The organism is Stenotrophomonas sp. STEN018 (assembly GCF_056760235.1).
In genome coordinates, this window is the sequence record NZ_JBRREK010000032.1 from 49,569 (window position 1) to 58,945 (window position 9,377).

The 9,377-nt window shown below is 62.4% G+C and carries 10 protein-coding genes; 1 reads left to right on the forward strand and 9 read right to left on the reverse strand.

Annotated features, from left to right (window positions below; all coding sequences use genetic code 11):
* Window positions 1–102: 102 nt before the first annotated feature.
* The 9 genes from ACVOMB_RS13510 to ppsR form a co-directional block, all read right to left on the reverse strand.
* Complete coding sequence (locus ACVOMB_RS13510; protein WP_481531641.1) at window positions 103–318, reverse strand: hypothetical protein; 216 nt, start codon at window positions 316–318, stop codon at window positions 103–105.
* A gap of 126 nt (window positions 319–444) precedes the next feature.
* Window positions 445–879 (reverse strand): hypothetical protein, encoded by a 435-nt coding sequence (locus ACVOMB_RS13515; protein WP_481531653.1) that lies wholly within the window; start codon window positions 877–879, stop codon window positions 445–447.
* A gap of 55 nt (window positions 880–934) precedes the next feature.
* A complete protein-coding gene (locus tag ACVOMB_RS13520; protein WP_481531642.1) occupies window positions 935–1,309 on the reverse strand; it encodes a YfeK family protein in 375 nt (124 codons plus the stop codon).
* Window positions 1,306–2,373: a class III poly(R)-hydroxyalkanoic acid synthase subunit PhaC gene (phaC, locus tag ACVOMB_RS13525; RefSeq protein WP_481531643.1), complete on the reverse strand. Its 1,068-nt coding sequence runs from the start codon at window positions 2,371–2,373 to the stop codon at window positions 1,306–1,308. The genes ACVOMB_RS13520 and phaC overlap by 4 nt, the downstream gene beginning before the upstream one ends.
* The gene (gene phaE / locus ACVOMB_RS13530; protein WP_481531644.1) at window positions 2,370–3,530 is read right to left on the reverse strand and encodes a class III poly(R)-hydroxyalkanoic acid synthase subunit PhaE; all 1,161 of its coding nucleotides are present in this window, start codon (window positions 3,528–3,530) and stop codon (window positions 2,370–2,372) included. Before phaE ends, phaC begins: the two co-directional genes overlap by 4 nt.
* Window positions 3,531–3,584: 54 nt before the next feature.
* Complete coding sequence (locus tag ACVOMB_RS13535) at window positions 3,585–4,199, reverse strand: CDP-alcohol phosphatidyltransferase family protein (protein ID WP_481531645.1); 615 nt, start codon at window positions 4,197–4,199, stop codon at window positions 3,585–3,587.
* A 215-nt stretch (window positions 4,200–4,414) separates the two neighbouring features.
* Complete coding sequence (locus ACVOMB_RS13540) at window positions 4,415–4,903, reverse strand: NUDIX hydrolase (protein ID WP_481531646.1); 489 nt, start codon at window positions 4,901–4,903, stop codon at window positions 4,415–4,417.
* Between the two features lie 54 nt (window positions 4,904–4,957).
* Window positions 4,958–5,464, reverse strand: coding sequence for a DUF1249 domain-containing protein (locus ACVOMB_RS13545; protein ID WP_481531647.1), 507 nt, complete (start codon window positions 5,462–5,464; stop codon window positions 4,958–4,960).
* A gap of 288 nt (window positions 5,465–5,752) precedes the next feature.
* Entirely contained in the window at window positions 5,753–6,574 is an 822-nt protein-coding gene (ppsR, locus tag ACVOMB_RS13550) for a posphoenolpyruvate synthetase regulatory kinase/phosphorylase PpsR (RefSeq protein ID WP_481531648.1), read from the reverse strand.
* Window positions 6,575–6,771: 197 nt separating this feature from the next.
* Here ppsR and ppsA point away from each other — a divergent pair, with 197 nt between their 5' ends.
* On the forward strand, window positions 6,772–9,147 hold the full coding sequence (gene ppsA / locus ACVOMB_RS13555; protein ID WP_481531649.1) for a phosphoenolpyruvate synthase: 2,376 nt from the start codon (window positions 6,772–6,774) through the stop codon (window positions 9,145–9,147).
* Window positions 9,148–9,377: the final 230 nt, after the last annotated feature.

Genomic DNA, 9,377 nt, shown 5'->3' on the forward strand with positions numbered 1-9,377 from the left:
AACCACGGTGACGGAAGCTGCCATTCTGGCAATGCACGGGCCTGGGGGAAAGCCGTTGACAGCACGCGCCGGACCTGCCGCCCGGCGCGTGTGCCTGAATACTCAGGCTAGATGCTGATACAGCCGTTGGCTGGCGATGTCGTCACGCAGGTCTTCCAGCACCATGACCCGCACTGCACTCCTGCCGGTCACGCTCATCATCCGTTCGACGTAAATTTCCGGGCCATGCTCGGTATCTGCGCGGGTTTTGCTGAAGCCGTACGGCAACACACCCTTATCGCCATCCTTGCTGCCACCGATATAAAGAACAACTGCCATGGTGGTTCGTGCTCCTGTTGGATCTGTAACAGGTGCAACGATACGCGGGGCGACGTTACAGAGATGTACATAAAAGGTTGTCGTTTGATGTCAGCACTTGCCGCAGTGACATCGATGAAGACTTTCTCAGTTACGTCCAGGCCACCAACCACGGCCGTGCATGGCGTAATAGTCCGCAGCACGCTCGAATGGATTACGCACGCTCACACCGCCGCACAGCAGGTACACCGGCAGAAACAGTGGGCCCAATACCAAATATTGAAAAACATGCGCGCGCTCATGATCGCCCAGGCGCACCCGCGGATGCTCGCAGCGGCCAGCGCGGTGCTCGTAGGTTTGACACAGACCATTGAGATCATCGCCGGTGTGCAGGATCACCATGCCAAAAGTGATCGCCCCGCCCGGCCCCCAAGGCCAGCGCCGGAATACCAGTGCGCACTCCTTGCGGCTCCAATACGGGCGTGCACCAGCAAGACTGCCCAGCACACCGCCGATCAAGCCGATCACGGTATTGGGCGAGGTCCAGACCCCACCCAGAATTCGCAACCACATCGGGGCCATTTCGAGCCGCATGAGACTCAGGCCTGCGCTGTCGATCTGGCGGTCAGCGCTGACATCAGCGGGCCGGTGTACGAAGGCGGCGCAGCTGCTGCAGGAACCACGCAGAGGCATCCTGCTCCGGCGCACCGCTGCAGGAAACCTTGTACGCCTTGCCACTCATGCTGCTGCGGCTGGCGGCGCGTTCGATGAACTGCTCGCTGCTGTCGACCATGTCGCGCTTGAGCAGATAATCGTATTTGCGCTGCAGGTGGCCTCGCGCGGCAACTGCGTCGTACCAGGTGCCATTGCGCTGAAAACGGCAACCGGAGGTTTCCAGCGCATGCATCAAACCGGTGATTTCACGTTGGGTCGCCGCGCTGGGGGCAGCAATTGCCGGCAAGGCGATCAGAGCCAAACTTGCGGCGAGCAGAAAATTGAAGATCAGCTTCATGCGCGTTTACTCAACCAGTCGTTGATGGCACCGGGCACTTCACGCTGGGCACGTCCCGACACGTAGATGCCGATGTGCCCACCGCGGAAACCCAGCTCGGTGTAATCCTTGCTGCCAACCTGCGCCTGCATCGCCTTGGATGCGGCCGGCGGCACCAGATGATCCTGTTCGGCATAGATGTTCAGGATCGGCATCTGCACCTGCGCCAGATCCACCGCTTCATCACCAATGCGGATGCTACCGTTCATCAGGCCATTGGCCTGATAGAACTGTTTGACGAACTGGCGGAAGGTTTCGCCCGCCAGATCGGGGGAATCGAAGATCCACTTTTCCATCCGCAGGAAGTCTTCCAGGGCCTGCTTGTCGTCGAGCATATCCATCAAGCCCACGTACTTCTGCACGTTCAAGCGGAACGGCTTGAGCATCAGGTAACTGGCGTTCATCAGATCGGCCGGGATGTTGCCCAGGGTATCGACGAACAGGTCCACGTCCACATGCCGGGCCCAATGCGAGAGCATGTTGTCCGCTGTGTGGAAATCGATCGGTGTCACCATGCTGATCAGGTTCTGCACCTTGTGTGGACGCAGCGCGCTGTAGCACAGCGCGAACACGCCGCCCTGGCAGATGCCGAGCAGGTTGACCGGCGCGCCATCGCGTTGTGCACGCAGGTGGTCGACCGCGCCGTCGATATAGCGCAGCAGATAGTCTTCCAGGGTCAGGAAGCGCTCGGAGCGGTCCGGATAACCCCAGTCCAGCACATACACGTCCTGGCCGAGCGCCAGCAGCTTCTGTACCAGCGAGCGGCCATCCTGCAGGTCGACCATATAGGGCCGATTGACCAGCGCATAGACAATCAACAGCGGCGGCTTGCTGGTATCGGCCTGATCGTTGACGAAGCGGTAGAGCTTTACCTTGCCATCGCTCCACACTTCCTGGCGTTCGGTGACACCGTAGTCCACATCTTCAACGCCGGGCAGCAGCTTCAAACCATCGACCAGTTTGCGCTGCCACTGCAGGGTTTCCTGCAATAGATCGTCATTGCCAAAACCCAGCGGGCCCTTCATTTGGCACTCCTACGACGGGCCGGCGCGGGCTTCGGTTTCGGCTTCGCGGCCGCCGCTGTTTTCCTGGGGATCGGCTTCTTCGCGACAGCCTGCTTCGCCGCGGCCTTCTTCGCTATAGGCTTCTGCGCGACCGTCTTTGCGGCTTTTTTGGCGACCTTCTTTTCAGCCGGCGCAGCCGGTCGAACTGCACGCTTTGCAGGCTTGGCTGCCGGCTTCGCAGCCGATGTCTTTGCGGGTTTGGCGGCTGCCGTTGATTGCGCGGGGGCATTCGCCTGCTCTGTTGCAGCAATCAGACGACGCACCTGCCGCTCCAACTCGGCAATCCGCCGATGCGCCGCATCCATCTCCGTGCGGGTAGGCACGCCCATCGCATCACAGGCGCGCTCCAGCTCACTCTGCGACGCTGCGCGCAGACGCATCTGGGCGTTGGCCAGCTCGCCATAGATACGCTGGAAATCTTCGGATAGCGCGACTTTGGCATACGCTTCTTCAGCTGCATCGATCCAAAGATCGAACATCGCCCGCGCACTGGTCAACTGGCTACCGGGCACTTCGTGCTCGGCCAACTTGGCCTCAAAGCGTTTGAAGGCATCGTCCAGAACGCTGCGGATCGTCTCCACATAGGCTTCGGCGCGCGCCTGATACTCCTGCTGGATCTTCAGCAAGGCCTGCCAACGCGCCTGATGCTCGCGCGCCGGACCGAATGCCGGCGCATTCAACCAATCGCCGCCGCCGAAACCACTCTGCGCAGCCTTGGCGAACTCGCGCAGCCAGGGTTGATCGTTCAGTGCATTGCCACCGCGTGCGGCACCCAGCATCCACTGCAGCAGATCCTCGCCCTGCCCGGCCTGCACGGCTTCGCGCCAGGCACCGGCGACTTCCGCGGCCGAGGTGTCACGGCCGGCAAAGCGTGCAGCAACCTGCTGCATCATGCCCAGCCAGTCGCCGGCCTGATGCTGGAAGCGCGCGCCCAGCGCCTGAACTTCCGGGGGCGTATCGGTGCTGACCAAACGGGTCCATTGGGCGATGCTTTCACGCCAGGGGAAATCACCGCCTGCCGCTGCGCCAGGGCCGTGCATGGCCTGTGACCATGCCTCCCACGCGCCACGCATGCTGGCCTCGAAATCCGCGTTGTCGTTGTTGCCTGCCGCCGCCATTGCTTTACTCCCGGGATGCCCGGTGATGATAGCAATGCGACCGGCTTACCGGCGTCAGGGCTTGGGAATCCGCAGCGTCTTGCTGATCATCAATGAGCCAGACAGCGCAAACAGCAGGACCAGCGGATGCAGCTGCCACGGGCCCAGCTGCCAGCTACCGCCCCACAATGCCGGGCCAATCGCATTGAAGTGGGCCGCCAAGGCCAACACGATGACCAAGGCCAAACTGGTCGGAATCGGCGTGCCTTCGAAATACGGCACCTTGTCCGACTCACCGGCGATTTCCACGGCGGTCACGTTGTAGCGGGCCAGGCGGCTGACGCCGCAGCAGACGAAGTAGCTCAGGATCAACCAGTCCCAACCGCCTTGCATACCGCAGGCATAGGCCAGAGCAGCCGGCGCCACGCCGAAGGAAATGACATCGGCCAGTGAATCCAGCTCCCGCCCAAGGGTGGACGAGGACTGGCGCCAACGCGCAACCCGCCCATCCAGCGCATCGAAGATAAACGCCAGCGGGATCAAGGCCATGCCGAACATCAGGAAGCCGCGTTCACCGTCCTGCAGGAAGCGCATTGCCGCGAACACCGCGCCGGTGCCGCAGAACGCATTGCCGAGGGTGAACCAATCCGCGAGCTGGAACTCACGGAGCATCGAGAAATGGCGTTTCATGGGAACTCGCGGGACATGGACTGCAACAGGGTACCGCGAGCGCCTGAACAGTGGACAGTACCCGCACTTGGCCAGCCTGCTTGGCGACAGCTACAGCGCGGGGACATCAACCCAGCGCTGGACCCGCCGCGCTCGACTCCAGATCGCTCGACCTGCTTCGACACCAGCGCTGCCAGCCGGAGCGGGCGCTGCCATTGCACCGCTCCGGCACGCCATTACAGCCGCGTGTAACTCCAGGACTGCATGCGCCCGTCGCGGTACGGCATCACCCCGTGGAACGGGCGCGGATCCGCATCGAACACCAATGGCAGGAAGTGGCGATCACCCTCCCATAGTGGCAGTGACTCCAGCTGATCCACCGCCACCCACTCCAGGGTGCCTTCCGGATTTACCTCCATCGGCGTGCCGGTGTAGTCATCGATGACGAAGATGAAGGCAAACCAGTCCTCGCCGTTCTTGCCGAAGCCCGGCCAGCTGATGCTGCCGCGCAGACGGGTTGTACCGCACTCGATGCCGGCTTCTTCGCGGATCTCGCGATGCATGCAGGCAAGGATGTCCTCGTCGGCTTCCATCTTGCCGCCCAGCCCGTTGTACTTGCCCAGGTGCATGTCGCCGGGCCGGGTATTGCGGTGGATCATCAAGGCCTTGCTGCCGTCGGCAGACAGTACGTAGCCGAGCGTGGCCATAATCGGGGTGTACGGCATAGCGACAACCGGAACCAGAGGGGCGTGCAGTATGACCGATGCGTAGCGCGAGCCTCAGCCCGGCAACACACCCATGCGCCGCATTGGCACCACGGTGTCATCGACGCGACGCAATGTAGCGACGCTATGGCCGCGTTCGGCCAGATATTCCAGCCATTTCCCAAGGAAGGTGTTCATCCGCATGCGGTGGCTGATCAACGCTTCCGGCGGCGGATACATTCCCATCACATCCTGCCAGCGCCTGCCCACGTAGCAATGCGTGGTTTCGGCTTGGCGTGCATCGCGATACAGGCGCACGAACGCCGAAGGATCAGGCTCGCCGGTGACCGGATCGCACAGGTCGTAGGTCATCCGCAGCTCCACCGTGTAGCGGTGGCATTCGATCACGTCCAGGCGCAGATCCAGACCGTCACCGATGCTGGAGAGGTGGCTGCCCACTTGCAGGCGATCCGGTGCGAACAGGCGCATCAAGTGGTCATGATTTTCCGCGTACAAGCCCATCAACCAGCCGAGACGGCTGAGTCTGGGAATGCGATCAATGCGGGAGAGTGCGCCTGCCATGTGGCTGATCCTACACGCCGAGGCGTGTAGGACGCAGCAACATCAATCACCAGCGACCGGTCGTAGTGCCGAGCCATGCTCGGCAGAGGCCTTCCCAGTGGTCCCGAACATTGTGGGAGCGGCCTCATCCGCGAAGCCTGCGTCAATGAAATCGCAGGGCGACCTGCAATTCCAGTGAACCATCAGCTTCGCGACTGACGCCGCTCCCACAAGACAAATCGCGGTCAAACATGGTTTACCGGTACCGCCTCTGCCGAGCATGGCTCGGCACTACCGGAAATCCTTGGCTCAGAACATCTCGCGCTGCAGGCCCAGCGTGCCCAGCACCTTGCTGGAAATCTCTTCGATCGATGTGTGGGTGGTACTCAGGGTCGGAATGCGTTCCATGCGGAACATGGTCTCGGCCGCGGTGACTTCGCGCTTGCAGGTCTCGAAGCTTGCGTAACGCGAATTCGGCCGACGCTCCTGGCGAATCTGCTGCAGGCGCTCCGGGTCGATGGTCAAACCGAACAGCTTGTTGCGGTACGGGCGCAGACGCGGTGGCAGGCGATCCTGTTCCAGATCTTCCTCAGTCAACGGGTAGTTGGCCGCGCGGATTCCATAGTGCAGCGCAAGATAGATGCAGGTTGGCGTCTTGCCGGCGCGCGACACCGCGACCAGCACCACATCGGCCTCGTCGTAGTTCACCGCAATGCCATCGTCGTGGCTGAGCGCGAAATTCATCGCATTGATGCGGCGATGGTAGGTATCAAAATCGACCATGCCGTGCGCCTGACCCACCTTGGAGTGGCGCGCGGAACTGAGCTCCTGTTCCAGCGGCCCGATGAATGGGGCAAACACATCCAGGACAAGGGCTCCGCTCTCTTCCAGGATCATCCCGAGGCTGGAATCGACGCAGGAGCTGATCACGATCGGACGCACCTGGTAGCGCTCGCCAGCGGCCCTGATGCGCGCCGCGGCCTCATGCGCCTTGTCGGCATCGTCCACGAACGACATGCGATCGGTAACGAAACTGAAGCCATTGAACTGGGTCAACAGACTGTGACCCACGGTCTCGGCGGTGATGCCTGTGCCGTCAGAAACATAGAAAACCGGCCGGATTGCCGTCATGAAAGCTCCCTTCAGAATGTGATCCTGACCACAGGTCAAGCGTGATGGCCTAGCCTGTCCCAAAAAAGACAAGCACAAGACAAAGTATTGTCACAAGCTTGTGCGGCTTCGGTGTGCACTGCATCATATTGGCTTCTTCCTACGGACGTGGCCATCCCAAGCCCGCCACGGGCGATGGCCTCAACGGAGCATCGCGCTTGAACGAGAATATCCTGTGGTTGCATGAGCTGCGCTTGGCCGATTTGGCCCGCGTAGGTGGCAAGAACTCCTCGCTTGGGGAGATGATCGGCAATCTAGCCGGTCTGGGGGTGTCCGTCCCCGGTGGTTACGCAACCACCTCCGAAGCGTTCAAGGACTTCATTGCCCATAACGACCTGTCCAAGCGCATTTTCGACAAGCTGGCCACGCTTGACGTGGAAGATGTCGCCGCCCTGACCGTTGCCGGCAAGGTCATCCGCGACTGGGTGATCGATGCCCCGCTGCAGCCGCAGCTGGACCAGGACATCCGCGCCGCCTACGCCAAGCTGAGCGCCGAAAACGGTGGCGGTGACATCGCCGTGGCCGTGCGCTCCTCGGCGACCGCCGAAGATCTGCCGGATGCCTCCTTCGCGGGTCAACAGGAAACCTTCCTCAACGTGACCGGTGCCGACGACGTCGTGCACAAGGTCAAGGAAGTGTTTGCCTCGCTGTACAACGACCGCGCCATCGCCTACCGCGTGCACCACGGTTTCAAGCACGAAGACGTGTTCCTGTCCGCTGGCGTGCAGCTGATGGTGCGCTCGGGCGTGGGTTCCTCGGGCGTGCTGTTCACCCTGGACACCGAGTCCGGCTTCCGCGACGTGGTGTTTGTCACCTCTTCGGTCGGCTTGGGCGAAATGGTCGTGCAGGGTGCGGTCAACCCGGACGAGTTCTACGTCTACAAGCCCAGCCTGCATGCTGGCAAGCCGGCGATCCTGCGCCGCTCGCTGGGCTCCAAGGCCATCCGCATGGTCTATTCGGACGTCCCGGGCGAGCGCGTCAAGATCGAAGACACCCCGCTTGAACAGCGCAACACCTTCTCGATCAGCGATGAGGACGTGCAGGAACTGTCCAAGCAGGCGCTGGTCATCGAAAAGCATTACGGCCGCCCGATGGATATCGAGTGGGCCAAGGACGGCGTCAGCGGCAAGCTGTTCATCGTCCAGGCGCGCCCGGAAACCGTGAAGTCGCGCGCCAAGGCCACCCAGATCGAGCGCTACGCGCTGCAGGGCAAGGGTGAAGTGATTGCCGAGGGCCGCGCCGTCGGCGCCAAGATCGGCTCGGGCGTGGCCCGCGTGGTCAAGTCGCTGGAAGACATGGCCCGTGTGCAGCCCGGCGACGTACTGGTCGCCGACATGACCGATCCCGATTGGGAGCCGGTGATGAAGCGTGCTTCGGCCATCGTCACCAACCGTGGTGGCCGCACCTGCCACGCCGCGATCATCGCGCGCGAGCTGGGCGTGCCGGCCGTGGTTGGCTCGGGCAATGCCACGCAGCTGATCCAGGATGGGCAGGAAGTCACCGTCAGCTGCGCTGAAGGCGATACCGGCTTCATCTACAACGGCAAGCTGGCCTTTGAACGCACCACCACCGATCTGGGCAACATGCCGCCGGCACCGTTGAAGATCATGATGAACGTGGCCAACCCGGAACGCGCCTTCGACTTCGGCCAGCTGCCGAACGCAGGCATCGGCCTGGCCCGCCTGGAAATGATCATCGCCAGCCACATCGGCATTCACCCGAATGCACTGCTGGACTACGACCGCCAGGACGCTGCCACCAAGAAGAAGATCGACGAGAAGATTGCCGGCTACAAGGATCCGGTGAGCTTCTACGTGGACCGTCTGGCCGAAGGCATCGCCACCCTGACTGCTTCGGTTGCGCCGAACCCGGTGATCGTGCGCCTGTCGGACTTCAAGTCCAACGAATACGCCAACCTGATCGGCGGCAGCAACTACGAGCCGCACGAAGAGAACCCGATGATCGGCTTCCGCGGCGCCAGCCGTTACGTCGACCCGAGCTTCTCCAAGGCGTTCGCACTGGAATGCCAGGCCGTGTTGCGCGTGCGCAACGAAATGGGCCTGGAGAACCTGTGGGTGATGATCCCGTTCGTTCGCACCCTGGAAGAAGGCCGCAAGGTGGTGGAAGTGCTCGCCGCCAATGGTCTGAAGCAGGGCGAGAACGGCCTGAAGATCATCATGATGTGCGAAGTGCCGTCCAACGCACTGCTGGCTGACGAGTTCCTGGAAATCTTCGATGGCTTCTCGATCGGCTCCAACGACCTGACCCAGCTGACCCTGGGCCTGGACCGCGATTCCTCGATCGTCGCGCATCTGTTCGACGAACGTAACCCGGCGGTCAAAAAGCTGCTGTCGATGGCGATCAAGAGCGCACGCGCCAAGGGCAAGTACGTCGGCATCTGCGGCCAGGGCCCGTCCGATCACCCGGATCTGGCCGAATGGCTGATGCAGGAAGGCATCGAGTCGGTGTCGCTGAACCCGGACACCGTGGTCGACACCTGGCTGCGTCTGGCCAAGCTGAAGGCCAATAGCTGATCCAGCTGTTAGTGCATGAAAACAAAACCCCGCCTTGGCGGGGTTTTGTTTGTCTGGGAGGTGGCGATGGTTTTGGCTGTTTTGTGGGGGCGGGGGGGGGGGCGGGGCCGGGTGGGGGGGCCCCCCGCCGGCCCCCCCCCACCCCCCCGGCCACCCGGGCCCCCGCCCCGCGGGTTACCCCCCCCCCCCCCGCGCCCCCCCCCCCCCCGCTCCCACAAACAGCAGATGGC